This is a genomic window from Flavobacterium sp. CFBP9031 (assembly GCF_034044945.1).
GTDB lineage: Bacteria > Bacteroidota > Bacteroidia > Flavobacteriales > Flavobacteriaceae > Flavobacterium.
In genome coordinates, this window is the sequence record NZ_JAXCWF010000001.1 from 319,355 (window position 1) to 346,279 (window position 26,925).

Annotated in this window: 19 protein-coding genes and 1 tRNA gene; 7 read left to right on the top strand and 13 right to left on the bottom strand. The window is 34.1% G+C overall.

Translation table 11 applies throughout. The features are described from left to right. The first annotated feature begins 74 nt into the window (after window positions 1-74). Window positions 75-929: a KPN_02809 family neutral zinc metallopeptidase gene (gene ypfJ, locus SOM12_RS01385; RefSeq protein WP_095928872.1), complete on the top strand. Its 855-nt coding sequence runs from the start codon at window positions 75-77 to the stop codon at window positions 927-929. A gap of 418 nt (window positions 930-1,347) precedes the next feature. On the opposite strand, the gene SOM12_RS01390 is transcribed toward ypfJ, so the two are convergent. The 4 genes from SOM12_RS01390 to SOM12_RS01405 form a co-directional block, all read right to left on the bottom strand. After that, window positions 1,348-1,421 (bottom strand) — tRNA-His (locus SOM12_RS01390). Between the two features lie 79 nt (window positions 1,422-1,500). Then, window positions 1,501-2,217, bottom strand: a complete 717-nt coding sequence (gene bshB1, locus SOM12_RS01395) for a bacillithiol biosynthesis deacetylase BshB1 (RefSeq protein WP_095928873.1) — start codon at window positions 2,215-2,217, stop codon at window positions 1,501-1,503. 81 nt (window positions 2,218-2,298) lie between these two features. Next, window positions 2,299-3,369: a chorismate-binding protein gene (locus SOM12_RS01400; RefSeq protein WP_320492134.1), complete on the bottom strand. Its 1,071-nt coding sequence runs from the start codon at window positions 3,367-3,369 to the stop codon at window positions 2,299-2,301. A 2-nt stretch (window positions 3,370-3,371) separates the two neighbouring features. Next, window positions 3,372-3,803 carry a PaaI family thioesterase gene (locus SOM12_RS01405; protein ID WP_095928875.1) on the bottom strand — a complete coding sequence of 144 codons (432 nt, stop codon included), beginning with the start codon at window positions 3,801-3,803 and terminating at the stop codon, window positions 3,372-3,374. A 311-nt stretch (window positions 3,804-4,114) separates the two neighbouring features. Here SOM12_RS01405 and SOM12_RS01410 point away from each other — a divergent pair, with 311 nt between their 5' ends. The 6 genes from SOM12_RS01410 (at window position 4,115) to SOM12_RS01435 (ending at window position 16,043) form a co-directional block, all read left to right on the top strand. Next, window positions 4,115-5,626 carry a hypothetical protein gene (locus SOM12_RS01410; protein ID WP_320492135.1) on the top strand — a complete coding sequence of 504 codons (1,512 nt, stop codon included), beginning with the start codon at window positions 4,115-4,117 and terminating at the stop codon, window positions 5,624-5,626. A 436-nt stretch (window positions 5,627-6,062) separates the two neighbouring features. Further along, window positions 6,063-9,716 (top strand): phosphoribosylformylglycinamidine synthase, encoded by a 3,654-nt coding sequence (gene purL / locus SOM12_RS01415; RefSeq protein ID WP_320492136.1) that lies wholly within the window; start codon window positions 6,063-6,065, stop codon window positions 9,714-9,716. 329 nt (window positions 9,717-10,045) lie between these two features. After that, a complete protein-coding gene (locus SOM12_RS01420) occupies window positions 10,046-12,454 on the top strand; it encodes a TonB-dependent receptor domain-containing protein (RefSeq protein WP_320492137.1) in 2,409 nt (802 codons plus the stop codon). 143 nt (window positions 12,455-12,597) lie between these two features. Further along, a complete protein-coding gene (locus SOM12_RS01425; RefSeq protein WP_095928878.1) occupies window positions 12,598-13,029 on the top strand; it encodes a hypothetical protein in 432 nt (143 codons plus the stop codon). Between the two features lie 177 nt (window positions 13,030-13,206). Beyond that, window positions 13,207-14,985: an AMP-dependent synthetase/ligase gene (locus tag SOM12_RS01430; protein WP_320492138.1), complete on the top strand. Its 1,779-nt coding sequence runs from the start codon at window positions 13,207-13,209 to the stop codon at window positions 14,983-14,985. Window positions 14,986-15,128: 143 nt separating this feature from the next. Beyond that, a complete protein-coding gene (locus SOM12_RS01435) occupies window positions 15,129-16,043 on the top strand; it encodes a phytanoyl-CoA dioxygenase family protein (protein WP_095928880.1) in 915 nt (304 codons plus the stop codon). 64 nt (window positions 16,044-16,107) lie between these two features. Here SOM12_RS01435 and SOM12_RS01440 read toward each other — a convergent pair whose 3' ends face one another. The 9 genes from SOM12_RS01440 to SOM12_RS01480 all read right to left on the bottom strand — a co-directional run bounded on the left by SOM12_RS01440 (window position 16,108) and on the right by SOM12_RS01480 (window position 26,305). Beyond that, the gene (locus SOM12_RS01440) at window positions 16,108-17,913 is read right to left on the bottom strand and encodes a hypothetical protein (protein WP_320492139.1); all 1,806 of its coding nucleotides are present in this window, start codon (window positions 17,911-17,913) and stop codon (window positions 16,108-16,110) included. After that, window positions 17,903-20,443, bottom strand: a complete 2,541-nt coding sequence (locus SOM12_RS01445) for a ribosomal protein L7/L12 (RefSeq protein ID WP_320492140.1) — start codon at window positions 20,441-20,443, stop codon at window positions 17,903-17,905. Before SOM12_RS01445 ends, SOM12_RS01440 begins: the two co-directional genes overlap by 11 nt. A 7-nt stretch (window positions 20,444-20,450) precedes the next feature. Continuing rightward, entirely contained in the window at window positions 20,451-21,149 is a 699-nt protein-coding gene (locus tag SOM12_RS01450; protein ID WP_320492141.1) for a hypothetical protein, read from the bottom strand. 1 nt (window position 21,150) lies between these two features. Next, complete coding sequence (locus tag SOM12_RS01455; RefSeq protein WP_095928884.1) at window positions 21,151-22,281, bottom strand: AAA family ATPase; 1,131 nt, start codon at window positions 22,279-22,281, stop codon at window positions 21,151-21,153. Window positions 22,282-22,316: 35 nt separating this feature from the next. Further along, a complete protein-coding gene (locus tag SOM12_RS01460) occupies window positions 22,317-22,943 on the bottom strand; it encodes a hypothetical protein (RefSeq protein WP_095928885.1) in 627 nt (208 codons plus the stop codon). Between the two features lie 239 nt (window positions 22,944-23,182). Next, window positions 23,183-23,728 carry a 3'-5' exonuclease gene (locus SOM12_RS01465; RefSeq protein WP_095928886.1) on the bottom strand — a complete coding sequence of 182 codons (546 nt, stop codon included), beginning with the start codon at window positions 23,726-23,728 and terminating at the stop codon, window positions 23,183-23,185. 21 nt (window positions 23,729-23,749) lie between these two features. Further along, window positions 23,750-24,316 carry a metallophosphoesterase gene (locus SOM12_RS01470; protein WP_095928887.1) on the bottom strand — a complete coding sequence of 189 codons (567 nt, stop codon included), beginning with the start codon at window positions 24,314-24,316 and terminating at the stop codon, window positions 23,750-23,752. 65 nt (window positions 24,317-24,381) lie between these two features. Then, window positions 24,382-24,885 (bottom strand): hypothetical protein, encoded by a 504-nt coding sequence (locus SOM12_RS01475; RefSeq protein WP_095928888.1) that lies wholly within the window; start codon window positions 24,883-24,885, stop codon window positions 24,382-24,384. A gap of 322 nt (window positions 24,886-25,207) precedes the next feature. Beyond that, window positions 25,208-26,305, bottom strand: coding sequence for a slipin family protein (locus SOM12_RS01480; protein ID WP_320492142.1), 1,098 nt, complete (start codon window positions 26,303-26,305; stop codon window positions 25,208-25,210). Between the last annotated feature and the right edge of the window lie 620 nt (window positions 26,306-26,925).

The window sequence follows — 26,925 nt, forward strand, 5'->3', positions numbered from 1 at the left end:
AATTGTAAAATTTATCATAAAAAATCTATAAATTCGTACAACGTTTTAAATAACAAGTTAAAAAACAATTCAATATGAAATGGCAAGGAAGAAGGCAAAGTGATAATGTCGAAGACAGAAGATCAATTTCTGGTGGAGGAAAAGCAATAATTGGCGGAGGAGTTATTGGGATCATTGTTTTGCTTCTAAATGTTTTTGGCGGCGAAACAGGTCAGCAAATAGCGCCAATACTAGAACAAATGCAAGGCGGACAAGGACAACAGACTGAAGCTGCAGCTCCGTTAAGCAAGGAAGACGAAGAAATGGGAAATTATGTACGAACTTTGTTAGCGTACAATGAAGATACGTGGACAAAGATTTTTGCAGAGCATGGAATGACATACGAAAAGCCAAAATTAGTTCTCTTTAAAGGCGCTGTACAAACTGCCTGCGGTGGAGCATCATCTGCTTCGGGCCCTTTTTATTGTCCAGGTGACCGCAAAGTATATATGGATTTAGATTTTTTTGAAGAATTAAAAACTAAATTTGGCGCAAAAGGAGGCGATTTTGCCATTGCATATGTTATTGCGCATGAAATTGGCCATCACATTCAAACTTTAATGGGAACATCTTCTAAGATGCGTCAGATGCAGCAAGGAAAAAGTGACGCCGAAGCTAATAAATTATCTGTAGCATTAGAATTACAGGCTGATTTTTATGCTGGAGTTTGGGCACATGATAACCAGAAAGATCTTGATGTTGGAGATATTGATGAAGCTTTAAGTGCAGCAAATGCAGTTGGAGATGATGCAATACAAAGTAAAATGCAAGGTCACGTTGTTCCCGATTCTTTTACTCACGGAACATCAGAACAAAGAATGTACTGGTTTAAAAAAGGCTTTAAAACTGGAGATATAAATCAAGGCAATACATTTGAAGAAATTCGTTAATACATAAACCAAATATAATAACCACCAAAAAAAGCCCAACTTAGCAGTTGGGCTTTTTAATGAAATTCCAATAAAAAAAATTCCAAATTCCAATCTTTAATTCCATTGAAGAACTAAAGAATTACAAAAAAAAAATCCTTGTTCTCCTTAAATTATTCATCAGCATATAAAAACATAACCAGCGGTTTCAACCTCTGGAACGCAACATTACCACAACGCATATCCTCATCGTCCCCGCGGTTGAAACCACGGGCTATATTTTGAAATACTAAGTTTTTAATTTAAGCTTTCTTTAAAAAAATTCTAAATCCCAAGTTGTTCTACTTTTGGAATTTGGATTTTTTTATTGGAATTTTGCTTTTTTTGTTTTCTGACGAAAACAAAAAAAGCCTTGAATTTCTTCAAGGCTTCTTATCTGGGTGGCTGACCGGGTTCGAACCGGCGACCCGCGGCACCACAAACCGCTACTCTAACCAGCTGAGCTACAACCACCATTTTTCTGCTTAGCGAGTGCAAATATAGAACAAAGGTTGAGTTCTACAAAGAAAAAAATGAAAAATTTTCATAAAAATTAAATCAAATTTTCTAAGCTATTGACTGCCAAACACCTTTCAACCGTAAAACCTTCTGCAAAATCTTTCCCAACTAACCTTCCTAAGTCCTGCGCGCGATAATTTAAGCTTTCAAAAAAGTTTTTACTCGTAATTGGCGTCGAAGGTTCTTTTGAATTCGGATCGTAAAATTGAGTTTTGTACGCCATAATCGCTTCAATCTTCTTTTCTTCAAATCCTGTAATGTCTACAACGAAATCAGGTTCTAGATTTTTCCATTGAATATAATGATAAACCACTTTGGGTCTCCACGCTTCTTGTGGCACTCCATCAATCGAAGTTTCAATTTTCATTAACCCTGAAAGAAAACAAGAATCCGAAACCAATTTGCTTCCTTTTCCGTGATCTATATGGCGATCATCAATTGCATTACACAACACAATTTCTGGCTTGTATTTACGAATCATTTTAATGACTTCTAATTGATGTTTTTCATCATTAACGAAAAATCCGTCACGCATTGCTAAATTTTCACGCACAACAACTCCTAAAATCTTAGCTGCATCTTTTGCTTCCTGATCCCTAATTTCTGCTGTCCCGCGTGTTCCTAATTCACCACGCGTTAAATCTACAATACCTACTTTTTTCCCAAGGGAAACTTCTTTTAAAATTGTTCCAGCACAACCTAATTCTACATCGTCTGGATGCGCCCCAAAGGCCAATATGTCTAATTTCATTATTTTTTGTTTCAAGTTTCAAGTTTCAGGTTTCAAGTTGTCAACAGAACGTGAAACTTGAAACCTGAAACTTGAAACAATTTATAAACTTTTTCTCAAAACTTTTTTCATCGTCATTGATTTATTAACGCTTTCTTCCCATTCTCTTTCAGGAACACTTTCTTTTGTAATACCGCAGCCCATGTATAAGATCGCTTTTTCGTTCTGAATCTGCATGCATCGTAAATTTACAAATAAATCAGAACTTGCATTATTTCCTGCAAAAGTGCTGTTTAGTTCACCTAGAAAACCAGTGTAGAAAGTTCTATTGTAATTTTCATTTTCTAAAATAAATGCTTTCGATTTCTTTTTTGGAAGTCCGCAAACAGCAGGTGTTGGATGCAGCGTGTCTATTACTTCTTCTAAAGTCGAATTATCTTTTAAAACTCCAGAAATATCTGTTTTAATATGCCAGATCGATCCTGCTTTTAAACTGTAAGGCTCAGAAACCACAACAGAAGCTGTAAATTCTCGAAGTCTTTTTACAATAAAATCAGTAACAAATTGCTGTTCGTCTTTTTCTTTCTGCTGCCAAACGATTTCTACTTCTTGATTATCTTTTTGTGTTCCTGCCAAAGCCATCGTTTCAAAAACATTTCCGTTTGCTTTTAGCAGTTTTTCTGGAGTCGCCCCCATCCAAAGTCCAATTTTCGGATGAAAAAAACAATAGCAGAAAGTGGCTGGATATAGCTGAACCAAGTGCTGAAAAGTTTCGATAAAATCAAATTTAGACAAAGGAACTTCTTCACTTCGTGATAAAACCACTTTTTTGAATTCTTCATTTTTAATGGCTTGAACTCCCTGCGCTACTAGATATTCATATTGAAATTTAGCTTCAGCATCAAAACTCAAATCGTCAATTTCAATGGGTTCAAATGAAGTCTTTTCTTTTTGAACCGTAATAATTTCCGACTCATTTTCAGGAATTAAAATTAATTGTTTTTCATCAAAAGAAGCAAAAACAAATCCTTTTTCGCTGTAATCCGAAACGGTATTTAAAATATTATTTTGCTGTAAAATCGCAACATAAATTTCTGTATTGGGTTTTGAATAAAGTACAAAAGGTAAATTTTGTTCTTTATGATTTTTAATTTTTAAGAAAAATGAATTCATATTTATTCGCTTTTCTTTCTATCCAAAACCATATTCGTCAGTTTACAAAGTGAAACCAAATTTCCTGCTTCATCGGTAATTTTGATTTCCCAAAGATGAAGACTTCTTCCTTTGTGAATAATTCGAGCTGTTCCGAAAACATAACCCTCGCGAATACTTTTTAGATGATTTGCCGAAATTTCAATACCTCTTACCTCTTGTTCTTTCGGATTGATAAAAAAGAAAGAAGCTGCACTCCCAACACTTTCTGCCAAAGCTACAGAAGCACCTCCGTGCAATAATCCCATTGGCTGATGAACACTTGGATTTACAGGCATTTTTGCAGTTAAAAAATCTTCTCCGGCATCGATATATTCTATTTTTAGCGTTTCCATCAATGTGTTTTTAGAAAACTCATTACAGCGCGCTAAAATCTGCTCTTTTGTATAATTCATTAAAATAAACTTTAAAATCGTAAAATTAAAGAAAGATAAGACATAAATCTAAAAATCGGATTCTAAAATTAAAAATCAATTATGAACTTGTCAGTTTTTTGCTATTTTTACAAAAACAATCAAAATCAATCTTTGGCTTTTTTTTTGCCACAGATTACACAGATTTAAAGGATTTTAAAAATATAGCCACTAATTACACGAATTTCCACGAATTTTATTTCAATTTAGTTTGTGGAAATTCGAGAAATTCGTGGCGAAAAAAATCTTTTTAATCCTTTTAATCTGTGGCTAAAAAAAAAAAAAACATTCAAATGCGTCAATACTTTGCACTTTCCATTATTGGTTTAATTTTAGTTTTTAGTTCTTGCCGAACTGATTTTGATACTGTTGCCAGTTCTGGAAATTTAAAGTTCTCGAAAGACACTGTTTATCTGGATACTGTTTTTAAAAACATTGGTTCAAGCACTTACCAATTGAAAATATACAATCAGAGTAAAAATGATATTTCGATTCCGATTGTACAATTTAAAAAAGGCTTAGATTCTAAATATAGAATGACTGTTGACGGAATGACGGGCAACAACGGGAAAATTTTTAAAGATGTTACACTTTTAGCAAAAGACAGTTTGTACATTTTTATAGAAACCACGGCAGATATTACAGATGCGAATCCCGATGATTTTTTATATACCGACGAAATTCAGTTTGACAGTGGAGCAAATTTGCAAGAAGTAGCTTTGGTTACTTTAATTCAAGATGCGGTGTTTTTATATCCAAATCAAAATCCTGACGGAACCAAAGAAAAAATTAAAATTGATGGCAAAGATGTTGACGGATTTTATTTAAACGAAAATGATCCTGCAAACGGAAATGAACTTCTTTTTACAAATGAAAAACCATACGTAATTTATGGCTACGCAGGAGTTCCAGAATTTAAAACCGTAACTTTTGAAGCTGGCGCAAGAGTTCATTTTCATGCCAATTCTGGATTGTATGTTGGCAATAACGCTTCTCTACAAATTAACGGAACAACCTCTACAACTGATAAACTTGAAAATGAAGTGATTTTTGAAGGGGATCGTTTAGAATCACTTTATTCTGATATTCCTGGACAATGGAAATCGGTTATTTTTTCTAATGGAAGTGCCAATCACACCATCAATCATTTAACTTTGAAAAATGCGGTTATTGGTTTGGATTTGCAAAGTCCTTATAATACATTCGAAATTAAAAACACTCAAATTTATAATTGTGCCGAATACGGAATTTTAGCTCGAGATACTCATGTTATTGCTAGCAATATTGTCATAAACTATGCAGGTTTAGCTTCTCTATCCTGCGTTTATGGTGGAAATTACAACTTTACGCATTGCACCTTTAACAACAATTGGTCAAGCAGTTCTCAAGTTGCAGTAAATTTAAGTAACTCTTTAGCTGGAGCAACTCCAGAAACCAATCCTTTAACCAATGCTATTTTTAATAATTGCATTATTTATGGTTCGGCTACAAACGAATTCAATTTGGACAAAAATCCAAATGCGCCATTTGTCTATCAATTAAATAATTGCCTACTGAAATTCAGCAGTTCGACTAAAGATCCTAATTATCAATTCAAGACCGACACCGAACATTATACGAATATAATTCTGAATGAAAATCCGAAATTTTATAATGTGTCTCAGAATAAATTTAATATTGATAAAACTTCTGCCGCTTTCGCGAAAGGAGATCCCGTCTTTATGATTCCAACCGACATTTTAGGAATTACAAGAACTTCGCCACCAGATTTGGGAGCTTATCAGAGTCAAGATTTTCCTAAGTAACTTTTTTTTTTGCCAAGAAGGCGCTAAGTTTTTTTTAAAGAATTTTGATTATAAATTTTGCTCGCAAAGACGCAAAGTCGCCAAGTTTAAGTCAGAAAACTAAAAAAAATCTTTGCGACTTTGCGTCTTTGCGAGATTAAATTTTACCCATTCTGCAAATTTCTCGGATTTCCTTTAGAAAAATTTGTAATTAAATTTTAAGAATTCCCTTGTTCTTATGAAGTAGTTTTTTGATTGAAATTTGAAAAACAACAAACGTTTACAGGCAAAAATTAAAGATCTAAAAATGTTAAATTTTGGGCACTTTAACTAGCAAAAAAATTGCATTTTCAGGGCAAAAAAGGGCAAAAATAAATAATTAAAAAGGCGTTTATTGTTGCTTTTTTTTTCGGTTTAGATTGACTAAATTTGCACCTCAATACAACAAACTACACAAATGATCCATTTCTTTGAAAACCAAAGCAAAACTGTTTTTGCAGTACAAACGCAAAACGAAATTTCAGCTCAAGACATTTCAAAATTAAACTGGCTTTTTGCCGACGCGAATAAGATCGAAAAATCTGCATTGACAGGTTTCTTTGTTGGTCCTCGCGCTACCATGATTACACCTTGGAGTACAAATGCTGTAGAAATTACTCAAAACATGGGGATTTCTGGCATTATCAGAATCGAAGAATTTCATCCTGCAACGGAAGATTTTACTGATTTTGATCCAATGCTTTCTCAAAAATTCAACGAATTAGATCAAGAAATCTTCACTATCAACATTCAGCCAGAACCAATTTTGGATATTGATGATATTGCAACTTACAACAAAGTAGAAGGTTTAGCTTTAAGCGAAGAAGAAGTAGAATATTTAAACAATCTTTCGACTAAATTAGGAAGAAAGTTAACTGATTCTGAAATTTTTGCTTTCTCACAAGCGAATTCAGAGCACTGCCGTCACAAAATTTTCAACGGAACTTTTGTTATCGATGGCGAAGAAAAAGAAACTTCTCTTTTCAAATTAATCAAAAAAACATCACAGGAAAATCCTAACGATATTGTTTCTGCTTACAAAGACAACGTTGCTTTTGTAAAAGGACCAAAAGTGCAGCAATTTGCACCAAAATCGGCCGATAAACCTGATTTTTACGAAATAAAAGAATTTGATTCGGTTATCTCATTAAAAGCCGAAACACACAATTTCCCAACAACTGTTGAGCCTTTCAACGGTGCTGCAACAGGATCTGGAGGAGAAATTCGTGACCGTTTAGCTGGTGGACAAGGTTCATTGCCTTTAGCTGGAACTGCGGTTTACATGACTTCTTACTCTCGCTTGAAAGAAGATCGTAAATGGGAAAATGCTGTTGAAGAAAGAAAATGGTTGTACCAAACACCAATGGATATTTTAATTAAAGCTTCAAACGGAGCTTCTGATTTTGGAAATAAATTTGGTCAGCCGCTTATTACAGGTTCAGTTTTAACTTTCGAACATTCAGAAAACGACCGTAAAATTGGTTACGATAAAGTAATCATGCAAGCGGGCGGAATTGGATACGGAAAACTAGATCAATCTATCAAAAAGAAACCACAAGAAGGCGATAAAATCGTAATTCTTGGTGGAGAAAATTATAGAATCGGAATGGGTGGTGCTGCGGTTTCTTCTGCAGATACTGGAGCTTTCGGTTCAGGAATCGAATTAAATGCAATTCAGCGTTCAAACCCTGAAATGCAAAAACGTGCTGCAAACGCGATTCGTGGTTTAGTAGAAAGCGACAATAACCCAATTGTTTCTATTCACGATCACGGAGCTGGAGGACACTTAAACTGTCTTTCAGAATTGGTTGAAGAAACTGGAGGTTTAATCGATTTAGACAAATTACCAGTTGGAGATCCTACTCTTTCTGCAAAAGAAATTATCGGTAACGAATCTCAGGAAAGAATGGGATTGGTTATTGGTCAAAAAGATATCGATACATTGCAAAGAATTGCCGACAGAGAGCGTTCACCAATGTATCAGGTTGGAGATGTAACGGGAGATCACCGTTTTACTTTCGAATCAAAATCAAATGGTTCAAAACCGATGGATTATGCTTTAGAAGATTTCTTCGGAAGTTCTCCAAAAACGGTTATGACAGACAAAACTATAGACAGAAAATATGCTGATGTTGCTTACAACGCAGGTGATTTTGAATCATACTTAAAAGATGTTTTGCGTTTAGAAGCTGTTGCTTCAAAAGACTGGTTAACAAACAAAGTGGACCGTTGTGTTGGAGGAAAAGTAGCTAAACAACAAAATGCAGGTCCATTGCAATTACCTTTAAATAATGTTGGAGTTATGGCTCTGGATTATTTAGGAAAAGAAGGTATTGCAACTTCTATTGGGCACGCTCCTATCGCTGCTTTGATTGATCCTGTTGCAGGATCTAGAAATGCTATTGCAGAATCGTTATCAAACATTGTTTGGGCGCCAATTAAAGATGGTTTAAAAGGAATTTCATTATCTGCAAACTGGATGTGGGCTTGTAAAAACGAAGGTGAAGACGCTCGTTTATATGCCGCTGTTGAAGGTTGTTCAGATTTCGCAATCGAATTGGGAATCAATATTCCAACAGGAAAAGATTCACTTTCGATGAAACAAAAATATCCAAATGACGAAGTAATCGCGCCGGGAACGGTTATTATTTCGGCTGGAGGAAACTGTACAGATATTAGAAAAGTAGTTGAACCGGTTTTACAAAAAAACGGAGATTCTATCTATTATATCAATTTATCTCAGGATGATTTCAAATTAGGAGGTTCCTCTTTTGCACAAATCAGAAACACAATCGGAAACGAAACTTCTACTATAAAAGACGCTTCTTTCTTCAAAAATGCTTTTAACACAATCCAGGAATTAATCGGCGAAAGCCAAATCTTAGCGGGTCACGATATCGGAAGCGGTGGTTTAATCACGACTTTATTAGAATTATGTTTTGCTGATGTAAATTTAGGAGCAAAAATTGATTTCAGCGCTTTCGCGGAAAAAGACTTATTGAAAATCCTTTTCGCTGAAAACATCGGAATCGTTTTCCAGGCTAAATCTGATTCAGCTGTTGAAGCAAAATTAAATGCAAACAATATCGAGTTCTTCAAATTAGGTACAGTTCAAAGTACACCAAGTTTGGAATTTGGAATTTACAATTTGGATATTGCGAAGTACAGAGACATTTGGTTTGAAACTTCTTATTTATTAGATCAAAAACAATCTAAAAACGGAAGAGCTCAGGCACGTTTTGAAAACTATAAAAATCAGGTTTTAAATTATACTTTCCCTGCACACTTTACAGGAAAGAAACCCGAAATTGACAATTCTAAACCAAGACCAAAAGCGGCTATTATTCGTGAAAAAGGAAGTAATTCTGAGCGTGAAATGGCAAATGCTATGTACTTAGCAGGTTTTGATGTAAAAGACGTTCACATGACGGATTTAATTTCTGGTCGTGAAACGCTTGAAGATATTCAGTTTATTGGCGCGGTTGGAGGATTCTCTAACTCTGATGTTTTAGGCTCTGCAAAAGGTTGGGCTGGGGCTTTCTTATACAACGAAAAAGCAAAAACAGCTCTAGACAATTTCTTCAAAAGAGAAGATACTTTATCTGTTGGAATCTGTAACGGTTGCCAATTGTTTATGGAATTGGAAGTGATTAATCCAGAACACGAAGTTCACGGAAAAATGCACCATAACGAAAGTAACAAACACGAAAGTATCTTTACTTCTGTAAAAGTTCAGGAAAACAATTCGGTTATGTTATCGACTTTAGCTGGAAGCACTTTAGGAGTTTGGGTTTCTCACGGAGAAGGTAAATTTAAATTACCTTATGCAGAAGACCAATACAACATTGTTTCTAAATATGCTTACGAAGGTTATCCTGCAAACCCGAATGGTTCTGACTACAACACGGCTATGATGTGTGATAAAACAGGAAGACATTTGGTTATGATGCCTCACATTGAGCGTTCGACTTTCCAATGGAACTGGGCTCATTATCCAAAAGACAGAAACGACGAAGTTTCGCCTTGGCATGAAGCTTTTGTTAACGCGAGAAAATGGATTGAGAAAATCTAAAAATATATTTTTACTAAAGACGCCCGAATTATATCGGGCGTTTTTTTTAGCCACGAATTACGCTAATCTTTACTAATTAGCTTATTTCCAACTCTTACGCAATCTTGTCATTCCGAGGAACGAGGAATCTCCGCAAGAGACTCCACAAAGATTGTCAACTTTTCTGGACGGAGCTACTTGTGGAGATTCCTCGTTCCTCGGAATGACAAACTTTATCTTAATTATTATTGGGAGGATAAAAAACTATTTAAAACTATTCTAAGATTAATTTAATGGTATCTTAAGACAGCTTAAGCAAGCGTAAACATTCTGGTAAATATCTTTGCTACATGAAAAATATTATACGCAAAATATACCTCGCAATCCTCTTATTTACTTTAAGCCAATTTTCTTTTGCTCAAAAAACAGCTATAAAAGGAACCATCACAGACGGAAAAAATCCTATAGAATTTGTTGATGTAATTTTAAAAAACACAGCCGATTCAACCAAAACTGCTAATTACGCCGTTACAGATATTTCTGGAAATTTCTCATTAGAAAATGTAACTTCTGGAGAATATCTGCTTCAGTTTAAATTAATTGGTTTTAAAACCAATACTAAAAAAATAAAATATACCGGTACAGCTATTTCACTTGGAACGATCACTTTGCAAGAAGATGCCAACCAGCTTAATACTGTAGTGGTAAACTCACAGAAAAAACAGATTCAGAAAACAAACGAAGGCTTTATTTTTAATGCTGTTTCGAATATTTCGCAAACGGGCGGAACTGCTACAGATATGCTAAAAAGCATTCCGACTGTTGCCGTCGATGCCGAAGGCGGTATTACGTTAAGAGGAAAATCGCCAATGATTTTGATCAACGGAAAAAATTCGGCTATTACCAATATGGATCAGATTGCTGCGAGCAGTATTGAAAGTATTGAAGTAATTAGTAATCCTACGGCTAAATATGATGCAAATGCCGAAAGCGGTATCATTAATATAAAACTCAAAAAGAACAACCTCAGCGGTACAAATGGTGCTGTAGCATTGGGCGCAGGTTTTGGTGCAAAAGGAAGAGTAAATAGTTCTGTTCTTTTCAATCATAAAACAGAAAAATGGAATTTTGGTTTAGGCTATGACAATCGCTTTGCTGGAAGAACAAAGAAAATAAATGCCGACCGAACCAATTATTTTATTGATGACGAACATTATATTCATCAAAATCGAAACGATGAACGAACTGAAGGCCTTCAGAATCTGAAATTAAATATTGATTTTTCTCCAAATGACAAAAATAGCTTTTCATTTGAAGCACTTGGAAATCTAGAAAATCAAGACAATGACGAGACTTTATACACGCAGGTAAACACAAGTGCCAACGCCTTTTTCTCCAATAACAGAAGACATTCATTAGAGCTGGAACATTCAAAAGTTGGCGAACTTGCTTTTACCTATGATCGTAAATTTGATGACAAACGAAAAAGTCTGAATACCTCTATTACTTCTTCTTTTGGAAAACATAAAGAAAATACTGATATTGACACTTATAATTACGATGAATATCAGCAACAGATTGGTGAGGCTTTACTGCAGAGAACACACAATTATGAAAATCAGAATATTTCGAATGCCATTGTAAATTACGCTTTTCCAATTTCAGAAAAATCGATTATAGAAACAGGTTACAAAGGAACTTTCCGATTTTTTAAGTCCGATTTTGAAAGTGCTGATCTAATTAATGGTGAATATATCGTGAATCCGTTAGCTAGTAATAGTTTCAAATTTAACGAACAGATAAATGCCGTTTATGGTCTGATGAATTCTTCTATTGGCGATAGCGAAAACCCAAAATGGAAATACAATTTAGGTTTGCGTGCAGAAAATGTTTCCAATACTGGGGCAACACAAAACAATAGCGACCGATTTAGCAACAATTACTTAAAACTCTTTCCGTCAGCTTCCTTACAATTGAATTTAAAACCAGATGAATTTATAAAGTTAGGATATAGCAAACGAATTAACCGCCCTGATCTGGATGATTTAAATCCGTTTATTGACATTACCGATGCGTTAAATCCGCATGGAGGAAATCCGTATTTAAAACCCGAAATCATTCATATTGCCGAAATGAGTTATAATAAAAACTGGAAAAACTACTCTTTTTCGACCAATGCTTTTTACAGAAATGCAACTGACGCAATTAGACAATATGCACAACTTTTGGACAATGGAGTGGTTTTACTTCAGCCCCAAAACATTGGAAGCACGGTTACTTATGGTTTAGAAACCATTTTCACTCTTAAACCAGTTGGTTTTTATGATGCTAATATTAGTTTAACCGCTTTTCAGCAAAACATCAATGCTGACAATTTACCGCAGGCCGATGATATTGTAAGCAGTGCCTTCAGCTGGTACGGAAAAGTGATTAACAACTTTGTTCCTTGGAAAGGCGGAAAACTTCAGATTATCGGAAACTATAATTCGGCCGTTGCCACTCCCCAAGGAAAAAGAATTCCGATTTATAATGTTGATATGGGATTTCAACAGAAATTAGGAAAAGGAAATGCCCGTTTAGGTTTGGTTGTAACCGATATATTTGACACTTTAGAAAGCGGTTATAAAAACAATACCTTATTATTTAAAAACAGCAGAACTTCAAAATCTGACACAAGAGCTTTGATGGTTACATTTGCATATACGTTTAGATCTGATTTTAAAGAAAAACTACTAGAAAATCAGTTTTCAACAGAATAAAAACGGACCTAAAATGATAAAAATGTAAAAATTTCATTCTTGTATTTTCAAGCAATAATTCTATTAAAAAATTGGATTATATTCGCCAAAAGAAATTAGCTCGACAGATTTCTTAAGCCCAAAAACACTTAATCCTACATAGAATGAAATTATTACATTTATTAGTGGTAACACTATTTTTTACTGCCTTTCAATCGCATTCGCAAGTTCAAGTTGATCAGATTACCCATAATTCAAAAGAGCGTTATATTACTACTACAATTGGCTATCCAGTGCCTGGAACTTATGCTCCTTTAAACCAAAAAGAGCCTATTACGGTTTTAAATCCAGACGGAACCGGTTTTATTCAAGCTGAAGATTTAAGCAAACAAAAAATAAATTGGGGAATTGAATGTACTGAAGAAGGTGTTCCTGTTTTTAAAGAAGGATTCAATAGTGCTTCTTACACATTCTGGTACAGACCAAATGACAGTAATGAATGGTATTATTCTCAATTCTCTATTCATTTTGCTAAGAAAAAAATGTTTTTAATGGGCGAAAGAGTAAAAGTATACGAAGATTATAACGTACAATAGCCTTTAAAAAACGTCTTCAAATTAAATTTTTCTTGATTTTTTAGAAATTTAACGGCGAAAAAGAAAACGTTTTCGTTGATTTTTAATAGTCTTTATAAATTTTCCCATTAAATTTTATAAAACTGAAAATCATACCCAAATTTTATTTAATTTGCAATAAAATTCAATATATTAAACATGGTTTCAATCACACGCCTTTTTGATTTTCCCTATTATCAACAAGAAACTTACAACCTTCCAGTTGCTCTCGCAACCAAAAAAAATGGAGTCTGGGAAAAAACATCCAGTGAAGAATATATTGCAAAAGCAAATGCTATTTCGAGAGCATTATTGCGTATGGGCGTTCAGAAAGATGATAAAATTGCTTTAATTAGTTCAAATAACCGTACCGAGTGGAATATAATGGACATTGGTATTTTGCAGACTGGTGCGCAAAATGTTCCAATTTATCCCACTATTGCAGAAGAAGATTACGAATATATTTTAAACCACAGTGGCAGTATTTACTGTTTTGTTTCTGATGATGAAGTGTTACAAAAAGTAAATGCAATTAAAGCCAATGTGCCAACATTGAAAGAAGTATATTCTTTTAATGAAATTAATAGCTGTAAACATTGGTCAGACTTATTGGTTTTAGGCGAAGATGATAGCAATCAAAGCGAAGTTGAAGCTAAAAAAGACAGTATTCAAACAGATGATTTAGCTACTATTATTTATACTTCTGGAACAACAGGAAGACCTAAAGGAGTTATGCTTTCGCACAAAAATATTGTGTCAAATGTTTTAGACAGCTCACCAAGAATCCCATTTGATCCAGGAAAAAGCACCGCATTAAGCTTCTTGCCTATCTGTCATATTTTTGAAAGAATGATTTTGTATATCTATCAATATTATGGTGTATCGGTTTATTTTGGAGAATCTATTGATAAAATCAGCGATAACTTAAAAGAGGTCCGTCCAACTGTAATTACAGCTGTACCAAGACTTTTAGAAAAAGTTTACGATAAAATTTATGCGAAAGGAGCTGAATTAACTGGTATCAAGAAAAAACTGTTTTTCTGGGCTATCGATTTAGGTTTAAGATATGAACCATACGGAGCAAATGGTGCTTGGTATGAATTCCAATTAAAGATTGCACGTAAACTAATTTTCAGTAAATGGAAAGAAGGTTTGGGAGGAAACTTAGATTTAATGGTTTCTGGAAGTGCTGCCTTACAGCCGCGTTTGACAAGAGTTTTTGCTGCAGCAGAAATTCCGGTAATGGAAGGTTACGGTTTAACGGAAACTTCTCCGGTAATTGCTGTAAACGACCAAAGAAACAAAGGATTTAAAATTGGAACTGTTGGAAAGCCGATTCGTAACGTAGAAGTTAAAATCGCTGAGGACGGAGAGATTTTATTAAAAGGGCCAAACGTAATGTTAGGCTATTATAAAGATCCTGAGAAAACGGCTGAAGCTGTAATTGACGGTTATTTTCATACGGGAGATATAGGAGAAATTGACAGCGAAGGTTTCTTAAAAATTACCGATCGTAAAAAAGAAATGTTCAAGACTTCTGGGGGTAAATATATTGCTCCGCAAATGATCGAAAATGCCATGAAACAATCTCGTTTTATTGAACAGATAATGGTTATTGGTGAAGGCGAAAAAATGCCAGGTGCTTTTATTCAGCCAAACTTTGAATTTGTAAAAGAATGGGCAAAAATCCATAAAATTACTTTAGGAAGTTCTGATGCAGAAATCAGCGCTAATGCAGATGTTATCAAAAGAATCGATGAAGAAGTAGAAGGAATCAACAAAAAATTCGGACATTGGGAACAAGTAAAACGTTTTGAACTTACACCAGATGTATGGTCAATTGACGGCGGACAGCTTACTCCTACTCTAAAATTGAAACGTAAAATCATCAAAGAAATTTACAAAGATCTTTATGCAAAAATCTACGGAAACAATTAATAAATCAAGATAATATAACCAAAGTGAAAAGGCTGTCTCATTGAGATAGCCTTTTTTACTATTACAAAAAGGGTATTTTTACTTTAAATACCAAACTATAAATCGCGTATTTTTAGGTTTTCTTTTATCTAAAACAAAATAATATGCCTTGGACAGTTCTCGAACAATTATGGAAACGTACTTTAGATTCCAAAAATGCGAATTCAGACCATACCAATTGGGATAACCAGATTAAAACACTATATCAATTAGGCATTGGCATGGAAGATACTTTGTATTTTCTATATTCTGAAAAACCAGATTTTGAAACTTTCAAAACATGGATTAATAATAGAAAAAGAAATACTGATCAAGAAATTGAGGATTTAACTGTAAATGTCTTGTCTAAGCAGGATCTTGAATTTTGGAATCGGAACGGTTATGTTGTGGTTAAAAATGCTATTTCAAAAGAAGATTGCAAAGCCACACAAAAAGCCATTTGGGAATATTTAAAAATGAATCCGAATGAAAAAGAAAGCTGGTACAAGCGTCACGAAGAACAAAAAGGACTTATGCTTAATTTTTCGGATCATGAAACTTTAAATCGTAATCGCTTTTCGCCAAGAGTAAAAAAGGCTTACGAACAGCTTTATGGAACTACAAATATCTACAAAACTATAGATAAAGTAAGTTTTAATCCGCCCGAAACAGATCATTTCACCTTTCTTGGAAGTCCGCTTCATTGGGATATGAGCTTAAAAAAACCGCTTACTTATGGTCTTCAAGGGTTATTTTATTTAACTGAATGCAGAGAAAATGATGGAGCTTTCCATTGCGTTCCAGGTTTTCACAATCAAATCGATGAATGGCTCGACGAACTTGAACCACATGAAAATCCAAGAGAAAAAGCTTTAAAAACGTTACAACCAAAACCAATTACAGGAGATGCAGGCGATTTTATAATCTGGCACAATACATTGCCACACTGCGCAACACCTAACAGAGGAGAAAGCCCAAGAATGGTTCAATATCTTACTTATCTTCCAGATGATTACAATGCTGCTGGAGAATGGATTTGAATGATTCAAAATAAAAATGGGCATAATCAATTGAATGATATACCCATTTTATTTAGATTTAGATTTACTTTCTTCCTTTTAATTTATATTTCATAACATCTTTAAGCATTGATTTGTTTTTTTCATTAAAAGCAACCAACTCTGAGGCTATATCAGGTTTAATCATAATCTTATCGGCTACAATCTCGTAAGCAATATTTTTAGTAATTTCTTCTAAATCCTCATGCTTTTTAAACTCATGTTTCATGGCTTGCAAAAACAAATCTGAATTCTCCGCCGAAACATCCGATTCATAAATTGAGGTTATGACTCCAGATAATTTTTCTGTCGATTCAATATTTGCAAAATAATTATTCAGACAATTGAATGCATCTTTATTATTTCTCCATCCCGTTATCAATACCTCTTGTGCTCCATTTATATTCTTAATTTTATTTTTATAAATAAAAGATGCTTTTAAGTATTGGTTATTTACTTTATAGTCATCTATCACTTTACCATAAAACTTATCGGCTTCCGGTTTGTCTTTTAGAATCGTATACAAATCTCCCACTTTTTCGTTTTGATTGAGTTCTCTGTATAATTCAATTGCTTGTTTGTATACATGTCCTTTTTCATAACACTCCGCCGCTTTGTTTTTATTATTACAATATTTAAGATGGACTGCTGCTGCTTCACTGTACAACTCCCCTTCTTCCAAAACATCTGCAGCTTTGTAATGATTTTTAAGCAGTTTCATATACACATGGGCTGCCTTTGCATAATCTTTCTTTTCTTTAAATTCTTCAGCCATTTTTTCATATCTGCTTTGTATTGTAGAAAAACGCTCCGAATCTATCAGAGCCGAGCCTCCTCCTCCAGATTGCGATGGCTGACGTGGTGGTGAATAACTATAAGAAGAACTCGAAGAACTGCTATTCAAAAGTGCCAGTGCTATTATTAGTCCAATTGCAAACACAATCACAATCAAAGCTAGAGACGAATTAGTTCCCAGGTTTGTATTGCTGAAATTGCAACTCTTCAGATTAAATAGAATGATGAGTACAAAAATTATCTTAAAAACAATTAAAAAAGGCTTACCATCAAATTCAGATTCATTCATTTTATTTCTGCTTCCTCCTGAAAAAGAGCGACCTCCAGAGAAACCTGAGCCATTTCCTTCAAAAGAAAATTTTCCATCAAATCCTCCTCTAGCAGTTCCTAAAGTATCTAGAGGAATAGCCAATTGTAAAGCCATTTCAGGATTTTTATCAAGAAAGGCCAAAAACTTATCCATTTCCTTTTGATTTCCCTTCATTAATTCCTCCATATCAAATGGTAATTCATCTGGTAAATCTTCTTGTGAAAATGGCTTTTCAAGCGCTTCTAGAATATCTTCTGTATTTGCTTCGTAACGTAATGATGATATATACTGCGGAATATGAACTGTTTTGGAAGGTTCCAGTATATCGATTTCTTTTAAAACTGGCACTTCAATTAAATCGATCCACGAAACTTCTTCCTTTAACTCTACTAATCCAATATCTGGATGCATGAAATGATAGTGCTCTGAAAACAAATTGTGCCACTCAGCCTTTGTTAGCTGAGGGGTCACAATTGTATTTTCGGGAATAAATAATTTATTTTCTATCAATTGGCAGAAATAATTCTTTCCGATACGATCCGTTTTAATCAGACTCTGATCAAAAACCAACATACATCCAAACAACTCATTTGCCCTTACGGCAGGAACTGGGAAAGTTTTGACCAAATGGAATGCTAATCCCATATTCTGAATTTCCTGAAGCCATACTTTCGGCAATCTGCTTTTTATGAAAACACCTCCTTTAGGAAATGTATTTTTAGAATTTATGCTAAGTTTAAGTTCCATTTTGTCTTACATTTTTTATAAACGGATCCAGATATTTTTCCAAAAAATCTTTCTCCTTTACACTCGTCAGAAAAGAATCTGTTATAAAATAATCGTTACCAGAATATTCACTTTCGGAGGCCATAATTGTTCTGCCGTTTACAATAAAAGGAATATAAAATTTGGAGATGTCCTCCTTACTGCTTTCAAATATTAGAATTCCATCCTTATTAGTTACTCTACTTCCGTCCTTAGACTCAAAACACAAGGTTTCTATATAACAAACAGCACCGTTACTTTCTATAGTATTCTTCAATACTTCAGCCTCCTGTCTTGTTACATCATTTAAAACAACTCCAAAATCCTCATCTACAACAGCTTTACTTTCAAGTAAAGATTTACCTGTATTTTGTTTTATTATTTTAACAAGATTAATAGCTGATGCTCCCCTATTTTTCAAAATAAGATTTACTTTTTCGTAAAATTGTATTGCTGGGTGTTTCCAGTCAGTAGAATAATAACCTCTCTTAGAAAACTCTAAGTGCGTAAAGTTAAATCCGTTAATTTCAATACTATCATTTACAATTGACAATCCTTTTAGTTTTTTTATGACGCTGTATTTGAACTTACTATTCATAAAATCCCTAACAAAAGAATTTTGTTTCATGCTATAGTTCACAAAAGCATCATTAATCAAATTACTAAACTCAGATTTCATTTTTATTAAACCATCATCGACACGCCAATAGCTTGTACCATCAGTCAAATAAAACTCATTCTTATATCCAAAAACATTAACTTTTAAATCATTAAATTCTTCATTAGAAACCAAATTACTTTTTAACTCCTGTTTATCAATATTATAAATACTAATTTTTGGTATCGAATCGCTTACATAACACAACAGAAATCTCTCGCCTTTGCCATTGGTTTTTATAGCAAATTCTCCTTTGTCAAAAGGAAGATTTGAATCTATTCTTTTAAATCCTTTGTTGAACTCATTACTGACAAACCAGAATAAATTTCCGTTTAGATAGGTATAAAAGTCGGTACCATAATAAAAGATATTCTGATAGCTTCTTTCTAATGGAAATAAAAGCGGTATATTATCTAAGTCTGTTTCTGAATACTTACGGCGTGGAGAATCTCGCTTTTCTTTTTCCCACAGTTCATCCAGTGGCATTATAATATGCTGAAGCATTTTTCTGCCTTTATTCTGATTTTTATAGACTTTGATGCCTTCTATCTCCATTTCAAAAACATACTTAATCTCAGTATAATAAGTACTTATCACATTTTTCATTGCCGTCAGTTTCAAACTGTCTTCTGAGGAAAAAAGAAATACTTCCTGATTTTTACTGCTAATTTTATTTTGCTGAAAAAATGATTCAAGTCCTTGCGAACAATCCAGTTTACCGCTAAGCTCGCTCAACGCCTCAATTACATCATGAACATTACCTAATGGAACTTCTTTAAAATCCTGACCTGCTATAAAAACTCTGCACTTAATATCGGTTTTCGGATGTCTAGCAATCGTAATTGCCGAAGCAAAAGACAGAATCTTAGGATTCCCCCAATTTTTTAATGAGCTGTCGATAATCAAAATACGTTCGAACTTATCTGCTTCTGGTGGAACTTCTCTTTGAATATAAAGCGCTTCGTTATTGGCTATTCTGGACATAAAAACGTCATCGTCATACGCAAATTCAGAGATGACCAGTTTATCAAAGTTACCTTTGTTTGTCAAATCAGAGATTCCTCCCAAAGGCTGTTCGCTTGGGTGATTGTGGTGCAACGGAATATGAAGCCCCGACCAAAGTCGTTTGATAAGACTTCCTACATGAAACGTACGATCATCATTTATAAGTTGTTCCACAAAAGTTGCTGCATCGATAAGATTTTCCTCTTCTAAAATTTCCTCTTGCAGCTTCTCCTTTAAATCCTCATGCGGATTATTTTCCATGGCATGCAAAATGGACTCCACAGTTGGAAAATTCTTTTTTAGTAAAGCCAGAGTTCTAAAATCTTTTATAAAATTGGCATCATTAAAGGGCTCTTTTACACCAGCTCGCACCAAATGATGTCTTTTATCTTTGTATTCCTCGAGAATCTTTTTGGCCTTTTCAGTAGAAATTCTGTTATGACATCCATCAAAAATAGTCTGAAACATTTTCATCCTTTTTTCACCAGTTTTATATTCATCTGGCAAAGCTGAAAGCTGTCTCATAAAACCAATACTGGCGCCTAATCTAAACGAATGTTCTATAGGAAATGATTTGGTTATTTCTATGCCTTTTGCCCACTCCTGAATTCTGTCAATAGCTTCTTTACTATCATTATTGGTAGCAGTAATGGCTAATAAAAGAGTTCCGAATGGTGGAAAATTACTATCAGAAAGCGCTTCTAAAATTTCAAAGACAAATTTCTCATAACCGATAGTTTGTCCATTCGGAATTGAGATCGTCTCAAATACGCTATCTGGAGAAAATACCTGATTTTCCCATTCCCAAAAATAGTCTGTAAACGATTGAAAATATCTTTGAAATTCCATTTTTAATTTATGAAAAAGTTAAGCGAAATGAACTAATTGATAGTGGTTTTACATTTTGTTTGGGAATAGAAGAATAACTATTATCCTTATTCCATAGTATTATATTTTTATCGAAAGGATTTAATTTATCCTTAAGTGTTTGGGTCAAAACAGGCCATTCAAAATCATACCCTGTAGGGATTAAAAAATCATTCTTAGACCAAAATGTATTTCCTTTTAAAGGCAATAAAGGCTTCCCGATAATCAATGCTTTATTATTGATTACAACCCATTGCAAAGGTTCAAGTCTAAATTTTGGTGCAAATTCGATATAGGATTTCAGTTCCTGATATTCTACCAATAAAGCGTATGCTTCTTTTACATCTTCCGATCGTTTTAATGCAATCTGCAGTGTATCACTTATACCGAAAAAATTATGATTGAAATTTGGCAGTGAAATAGGCAAACCTCTCAAAACCGGCGACCATAATAAACCCGAAGGCAGTTTTTTGGTAGGTAATTGTTTTCCTTTTTCGAACAACAAATTTTCTTTTAACTCATATATTTTGGTATACGGAATCTGTAGAAGTTCAGTGGAGCCTATTTGATCGTCCGTGAACTCTTTTATCCAGATTGTATTGGTCTCAAAAGCTATCTTGAGATTTTCCCAATGTCGTATTGCACCAAGAAAATCTTTATGCTCTTTATTAATTTCTAAAAAGTACATGTTAAATAGTTTGAAGAATTTTTTGCCACAAAGATTCTATATGTTCCTGAATGTATTTTTTCTTTTCTGCATCTTTGATCCAATCGCAGCGGGTTTGAATATATCTCAATTTATCTTTGATCACGTTTTGCTCTTCAAAAGAAAGGCTATCATCCTGCCATTTCTCGATCAGATAATTTACTTCTTTCATTACACTTTCAGCATCCGGCGTCTTATTGTACATCGCTTGCGGGTGGGCTTCTGTAGAAGTATCTTTTTCGATAATTTTATTAATGATTCCTTCCAGAATTTCAATTTGCTCTTCGTTATCCCAGATATATTTCAACACCCAAAAATCTGACACAATTGATTCTTTTCTTCCGCACATTAGCGCACTTGCTGCAACAAGGTTCTGAAGTTTTACGGCACGTCGGTCAGAAACTTTGATGCCAGTATTTCGAAGACTATGAATAATATCTACATATTCGTTTCGTGTAGCACTCAAATCTACCTGACGACAAAGTTTTTGCAATTCGCGAACCTCATCTGCCGAAATAGTTGGCACTTCTTCAGTCACCGAGCTTTCCAGTTTCCATCCAGCAAGCAATACCTGATGCAATAAATCTGGTTCTACATAATCACATTTGATACGAATCAAAAAACGGTCAAGCAAAGCGTTTAACGATTCATCTTCTGGCATAAGGTTACTTGCACCTACAAACATCAATGCTGGCAATTTTTTAGTTTCTTTACCACGGCGAAAGATTTTTTCGTTAAGCGCCATCAACAAACTGTTCAGGATAGCCGAATTGGCGTTAAAAATCTCATCTAGGAAAACCATAGAAGCTTCAGGCATCATACCGTCAGTATTGGTAATCAATTCTCCTTCTTTTAGTTTTCGAATATCAAAAGGTCCAAAAATCTCATTAGGTTCTGTAAAACGGGTCAACAGATATTCAAAATTTTTGTCGCCCTCGATTCCTTTAGAAAGCGATCTGACAATGGCGCTTTTTGCAGTTCCCGGAGGTCCAAGCAAAAAAGCATTTTCTCGTGCCAGTAATCCAATTCCTAATAGATCGATAATTTCATTTTTACCAACAAAAGTTTCTTTGATATGTTTTAAAACGGCATTTAATTTAGCTGTAGCATTCATTATTTTACTTCTATTTTTTAATAATTCGTTTGTTTTTAAAGTTGAGCCCAGAATAGCTTTTGGTAGTCTCCAAACCCTATTTCCAATTGTTTTTTTATAAAATCAGACTGTGCCCATTTTATAGATTTTCTTTGCACCACTCGGTCAATATAAAGTTGCAGTAAACAATCATTTTCTGCGATTATCTCAAAATTTACATTTTCCGAATCCAGATCAGACCCAATAGCAGAATAATGAAATTGAATTAAATGTTTTTCTAAAATATCAATAATCAAATCTTCTGGATCAATCTTCCTAATTTCTGTTATAATCTGAGGTAAAAAACGCAGACAAAGATCTGATGAAATAATTGCCGAAGCATCTATTGTGCCTTTATAAAAAGGTAAAAGTTCTTTTACATCACTCATTTTATGCTCTCTGTGCAATAAAAGTTGCGTGGCCAAATATAACGTTCTGGCAGACCATAAAGCAGCTTCTCCATTAAAGTCGGGGGCAGTTCCTGGATATTCTAAAATTTCCTTTTCATATTCTGTTTCCAGAAACAAAACGGCTTCTTTTTCCTCTGTTTGGGCTATTGTAATTAGTTTATCATACAAAATAACCTGTTCAATGGTTCTGAGATGATAAATAGTATCCAAAAAAGGCGTTTTTATTTTTTCCATAGTATTATAATTATACCTTTCTGAATCGGATTTTATTTCTTAATAGAACAATCTTCCGTCTCATACGAAAAATTGTACATTAACAAATATATTATTAAATCCGAACCTTTGCGCAAATATTCGTTTTAGCTTTTGCAATTGTTTTTAACAAGAAAGTGAAACTACAGCTGCAACAACTGCAGTTTCCTTCTACAGCTATCAACCATGCATTTTGATAGCTATTATTAACAAATTAAATTCTAATTTTTAAGGCACCAATTCAAAATCTTTGCGATGTTTTTGGCATCGTCAATTCCGCGGTGATGTGTTCCTTCTAACGGAATATTCAGCAATGCAAGCGCACCATTCATTCCTGTTGGTTTAACCAAGCCAAACTTTTCGGCAAAATGCTCTTTTACATTGATATGCTCCTCTCCCATTGGATAGGAAACACCAAACGATTTACATTGTTTTTTCAGCATATTCAAATCGTACTGACCGTAACTTGCCCAAGTGTAGAAATCGGGATTATATTCGTCGATAAGCTCATTAATAGCATCTTCGAAACTAACTCCGCTCTTATCAAGTAAATCCTGAGTAATGGTGGTCAATTCTGTACAAAACAAACTAACGGTTGAGCGTTGCGGCTTTACCAATATCCCTTTATTCTTAGAAATTGCTCCCGTTTCTGTGTCCAACACAGCCAAACCAATTTCTATAATTTCATTTTGCTGCCCGCTCGGGACCGCGCCTTGCCAGCATGTGGCTTCTAAATCGATAATAATAATTTTATCTGTAGTTTTCATTTTTTTAATTTTTTTTAAAATTTACAATTCCCTATCTCCAAAAGGAGCTTTCCAAGCTTTCGCTAAAATGCGGGCCTTTACCTCATCATAAGAAAGAGGTTCATAATTGTGGCAATCAACACCAACATCAAACGAGCGAGAAGTTTCATCATCAAATAAATGACCGTGAGAGTGACCGTATAAGTGCCATGTTCCTCTAAATGAACTTCTCCAAACTTTCATTGCATAGTGAAACAAGATTATTTTCTGCCTTCCGTTTGGTGCATCTCCATCTTCAACACTTAATTCATAATAATCTTTAATCCACTCAAATCGTTTAGCGTAACTCAACGCCGATTTATCGTGATTGCCTTTTACGAGAAAAATAGAACCATTTAATTGATCTAAAATTTCTTTTGTTCGTTCTGGTCTCGCCAAAGAAATATCACCTAAGTGATAGACAATATCTCTCGGACTCACCTTTTCATTCCAACGTTTAATGAGTTCCTGATCCATCTCCTCTACCGAGGCAAAAGGTCGTTCACTAAACCTAATTATATTCGTATGACCAAAATGATGATCAGACGTAAAAAATATTTTTTGATTCATTAATTTTTTAATTTGAAACCACCAATTTTATACTGATGGTTTCTGTTGTGTTTTCTCTGTTTTTATCAGAAAAACATGCTTTTAAAATCTAGAAAGAAACTTCTTTTCTTAGACTTTTTTTCAGACTTTTCTTTTTTTACAGCATTCTTCTTTTCAAAAACAGCTTTAGCTTTCTCAAGCTTTTTAACTGGTTTTATCTCTTCTTTTTTAGAAGTTTCATAAAACTTTTTGAAAGGACGTGGCTCAAAATCAACCAAAATAGCTGCCATATTTATAGCATCAATATTGGATGGATCTGTTTCTCCTTTTAAGAAAGTTTCGATAGGTCTGAACTTGTCTTTCTTTTCCTTAAACTTGTTCTTTTTCGCATGATCGAAATCTAGCCCTAATAGGTTTTTAAAAACATTCAAATCATCTTGAGTTGGGTTATTTTCGAAAATAAGCCAGCACAAATCACGAAGTTTTCCACGAGAAGGCTTGTACAAATAATCAAAGTATTTGCCGCCTTTTTCTATCTCGTATTTATTTCTAATTGCTTTTTTATATTTTTCTAGTGTATTGTTTTGCATGATATTTTTCTTTTGCAATTCTTGGAAATCTCAGGAAATCAAAGGCTTTTCTGGGAAATCCAATATCACAAAGTTTAAAAGCACGCTTGCTTTACTAGAGAAATATCTCTAAATGATATATAGGGTTTCCCGAAAATTTACCTTTTCATTCCATAGGCTAATGCATTCTAAATCTGCTCCTTTAATTGAGGCAAACGAAGATTCACTTAACTCCACTGTATCCGTTTGACCTTTATGGCCCGACGCAAATCCTATTTCTTGATTCATCCTTAAATTTTTATTATTAAACTTAAACGATCAACATTTACTGCTAATGGTTCTTTTACTTTACGAAGATTTCTTTTAATTGACCAATTACGTTTCCGCCGCCAGAAATGGTGATTTCACCAATTTTATCAGCGATTTTTTCAACGTACTCCATCTCTTTCAACTTCCACAACATTTCGTTTTCTTCCATCAGCTTTGCTGTGTTAAGCAAACTTCTTGTTGCTGCAGTTTCTTCTCTTCTCATAATGCTATTGGCCTGCGCTTTTTTCTCAGCAACCAAAACCTGATTCATGATTTCTTTCATATCTCCTGGAAGAATTACATCTCTTATTCCAGCATCAGAAATTGCTAAACCTAAATCTTTGATCTTAGTTTTTGCTTCTTCTAAAATAGCATCGGCAATCGCATCCTTCTTTGACAATAATTCATCTAGAGTTAATCCGCCAACAAAAGCTCTTAAAGCCAGTTGCATTGCGACATACAATTGTTTTTCAAAATCTTTATTTTCAGTCAAAGCTTTCATAATATCAACCACTTGATATCTCACAAAAAAGTTAATTCTTAATCCTGCTTTATCTTTAGTCAACAACTCCTGACCAGAAATTTCCAATTGTTGCTGTCTAGTATCAACCGTTTTCACTTCGATTGTAATGGCGTTATTCCAGAAATAATGTGTCCCTGATTTCAATTCTTTCACAAAAGTTCCATTCACAAATAACAAAGCTTTGTCATTACTTGCTATAATAAATTTTCTTGTGAAGTATCTCATCTTAACATTTTCCAATAAGTTTACTGGAACATTTTCTGTGATTTCAATCTTAGACAAATCTGCTTTAGTGAATTCATTTTTTACAACTCCTTTCCAAAAAGCATACTTTCCTGGCACCAAAACTTCTTTAAAATTTCCTTTTACAAATTGCAACACAATTTCGTTATCGGCAACTTCAATAACCTCCAAAAGAGATGCTAACACTTCATTTTGCAATAAAATATCCAACTCAAAAGGAGCCTGAAAAGATCCGTTTAGATCGTAAATCATAATGTTTTTGTTTCCAAAAATCCAGTGTAATCCTTCTTCTAATACTTTTATTAATTTTCTATTTTCGAACACCAAGCCTACTTGGTAAGTCTCGATTTTAATTCTTTTTATCATAATATTTTTTTGTTTAAGGTTTAAAGTTTCATGTTCCAAAATCTTAAACCTCTATACTCTTTATTCTTTTCTCTATTCTCTTTTCTCTATTCTCTTCTTAATAAAAAAACCTCATTGTCTTTCTCCTCCAAGAAAAACGGACGAATAGTTTGTTCTTTGTCTGTCTGAGTTGTTTTTGATTCTATTTTATTGAAAGAATCCCCAAATTCTCTTAACAATCAAATCAAAAAGAAAACAGACTTTTCAAAACACATTTCGATTCGCACTGGCTTTATCAGAGTGTGAAACATCAAATTCTAGAATCTTAATTTCACTGACAAAGACAAATTAGTTTTTTCTAATGGTCATCTTTTTAAGAGTGATGGTCTCTACTGTTACAGGTTTTTGAGACCCGTCGACTAACCAATTCGTCCAACCGAAACGTGTTCGGTGCAGGATTCGAACCTGCATAACACATCCAATGCTCTATCCAAATTGAGCTACCACATTACTGTGAATGGGATTCGAACCCACAACCCTTAGATCCCTTGTGCGATAATTTTTTGGAAAACCATCAAAACCTCCAAACCAAGCTGCATAGAAAAACATAATACGCTTTCGCGAAAAGTCTGCTACAATGG

Bases quoted from the DNA above. Each gene is read 5' to 3' on its own strand.
- ypfJ (WP_095928872.1), top strand. From the start codon at position 75: ATGAAATGGCAAGGAAGAAGGCAAAGTGATAATGTCGAAGACAGAAGA.
- bshB1 (WP_095928873.1), bottom strand. From the start codon at position 2,217: ATGAAATTAGACATATTGGCCTTTGGGGCGCATCCAGACGATGTAGAA.
- SOM12_RS01400 (WP_320492134.1), bottom strand. From the start codon at position 3,369: ATGAATTCATTTTTCTTAAAAATTAAAAATCATAAAGAACAAAATTTA.
- SOM12_RS01405 (WP_095928875.1), bottom strand. From the start codon at position 3,803: ATGAATTATACAAAAGAGCAGATTTTAGCGCGCTGTAATGAGTTTTCT.
- SOM12_RS01410 (WP_320492135.1), top strand. From the start codon at position 4,115: ATGCGTCAATACTTTGCACTTTCCATTATTGGTTTAATTTTAGTTTTT.
- purL (WP_320492136.1), top strand. From the start codon at position 6,063: ATGATCCATTTCTTTGAAAACCAAAGCAAAACTGTTTTTGCAGTACAA.
- SOM12_RS01420 (WP_320492137.1), top strand. From the start codon at position 10,046: ATGAAAAATATTATACGCAAAATATACCTCGCAATCCTCTTATTTACT.
- SOM12_RS01425 (WP_095928878.1), top strand. From the start codon at position 12,598: ATGAAATTATTACATTTATTAGTGGTAACACTATTTTTTACTGCCTTT.
- SOM12_RS01430 (WP_320492138.1), top strand. From the start codon at position 13,207: ATGGTTTCAATCACACGCCTTTTTGATTTTCCCTATTATCAACAAGAA.
- SOM12_RS01435 (WP_095928880.1), top strand. From the start codon at position 15,129: ATGCCTTGGACAGTTCTCGAACAATTATGGAAACGTACTTTAGATTCC.
- SOM12_RS01440 (WP_320492139.1), bottom strand. From the start codon at position 17,913: ATGGAACTTAAACTTAGCATAAATTCTAAAAATACATTTCCTAAAGGA.
- SOM12_RS01445 (WP_320492140.1), bottom strand. From the start codon at position 20,443: ATGGAATTTCAAAGATATTTTCAATCGTTTACAGACTATTTTTGGGAA.
- SOM12_RS01450 (WP_320492141.1), bottom strand. From the start codon at position 21,149: ATGTACTTTTTAGAAATTAATAAAGAGCATAAAGATTTTCTTGGTGCA.
- SOM12_RS01455 (WP_095928884.1), bottom strand. From the start codon at position 22,281: ATGAATGCTACAGCTAAATTAAATGCCGTTTTAAAACATATCAAAGAA.
- SOM12_RS01460 (WP_095928885.1), bottom strand. From the start codon at position 22,943: ATGGAAAAAATAAAAACGCCTTTTTTGGATACTATTTATCATCTCAGA.
- SOM12_RS01465 (WP_095928886.1), bottom strand. From the start codon at position 23,728: ATGAAAACTACAGATAAAATTATTATTATCGATTTAGAAGCCACATGC.
- SOM12_RS01470 (WP_095928887.1), bottom strand. From the start codon at position 24,316: ATGAATCAAAAAATATTTTTTACGTCTGATCATCATTTTGGTCATACG.
- SOM12_RS01475 (WP_095928888.1), bottom strand. From the start codon at position 24,885: ATGCAAAACAATACACTAGAAAAATATAAAAAAGCAATTAGAAATAAA.
- SOM12_RS01480 (WP_320492142.1), bottom strand. From the start codon at position 26,305: ATGATAAAAAGAATTAAAATCGAGACTTACCAAGTAGGCTTGGTGTTC.